The 1,177-nt window shown below is 66.0% G+C and carries 2 protein-coding genes; one reads left to right on the forward strand and one right to left on the reverse strand.

Annotated features, from left to right (window positions below):
• Positions 1 to 138: signal recognition particle receptor subunit alpha (locus D3H34_RS32850; protein ID WP_205736865.1), on the reverse strand; the 138-nt coding region annotated here is incomplete at its 3' end.
• Positions 139 to 294: 156 nt separating this feature from the next.
• Here D3H34_RS32850 and D3H34_RS32855 point away from each other — a divergent pair.
• Positions 295 to 1,098 (forward strand): cytochrome C assembly family protein, encoded by an 804-nt coding sequence (locus D3H34_RS32855; protein ID WP_119558886.1) that lies wholly within the window; start codon positions 295 to 297, stop codon positions 1,096 to 1,098.
• Positions 1,099 to 1,177 lie beyond the last annotated feature (79 nt).

Here is a 1,177-nt window from a genome sequence, read left to right on the forward strand (position 1 = left end):
GGGTAGGGCCACGTCGGCTTCAAGCAAGGCCATGCGCACTTCGCGCAGCATGTCCTGCACGTTGGATTCGGTGATGCGGGCCTGGCCACGCATCTCCTTGACGAGGCGCGAGAGTTTTTCGGTAAGAGCGGAGGCCATAAGCAGGAATTTCCGGTAGATGCTGCGGCCCGGCGTGGGTCGGGCCGCGCCGGTTGGCGCGCAAAGACCGCAGCATGCAAGAGTGAAGGGCTGAATTTTACCCGCTCGACCAACGTGCGGCAGCCGCCCATGCCCTTGCCGGTCTATCATTGAACGATGGTTTCCTTTGCCTCCCTGCATACTCATTCCCCGGTCCTGACCTGGTTTCTGGCGCTGGCCGCGGCCTGCGCCTATGCAATTCCCGCCGCGCGCATCGGGGAAACCGCAGCGCGCACGGCGCTGGGCATCGCCTGGGCACTGCACGCGGCGTTTCTCGCCTGGGTGATGCTGGGCGCGACTCCGCACTTCGGTTTCGCCACCGCGCTGTCGATCACCGCCTGGCTGATGCTCACCGTCTACGGCGTCGAGCAGCAGCTGTACCCGCAACTGCGCACGCGCGCGCTACTGGGGCTGCTGGGCGCGGCCACGGTGATGCTCGCCGCGCTGTTTCCCGGCAAGCCGCTGCAGGTGAACTCCTCGGCCTGGCTGCCGCTGCACCTGGCGCTGGGCATTGCCTCGTACGGCCTGTTCGCCGCCGCCGTCGTGCATGCGGCGCTGATGAACCATGCGGAAAAAAGCATTCGCCTCGCGGCCGACCAGGACAGCGGAATTCCGCTGCTGACGCTCGAGCGGCTGACGTTCCGCTTCGTCGCCGCGGGCTTCTGGCTGCTCACCGCCACGCTGCTCGCCGGCTGGCTGTTCGGCGAGGCCCTGTACGGCAGCGACTGGCGCTGGGACCACAAGACGATTTTCTCGCTGCTGGCCTGGCTGACCTTTGCCACGCTGCTGATCGGGCGCGCGCGCTTTGGCTGGCGCGGCCGCCATGCGGTGCATGTGCTGTACGCGGGCGCGCTGCTGCTGCTGCTGTCGTATGCAGGCTCGCGCTTTGTTATGGAAGTTTTGCTGGAACGTTTTGCATGAAGTATCTGTTGGTCCTGCTGGTGATCGTGATCGCCGTGGGCGTCTGGCGCAAGCGCCGCCGTGCCGAGAACCTTGAAGC

Source organism: Acidovorax cavernicola (assembly GCF_003581445.1).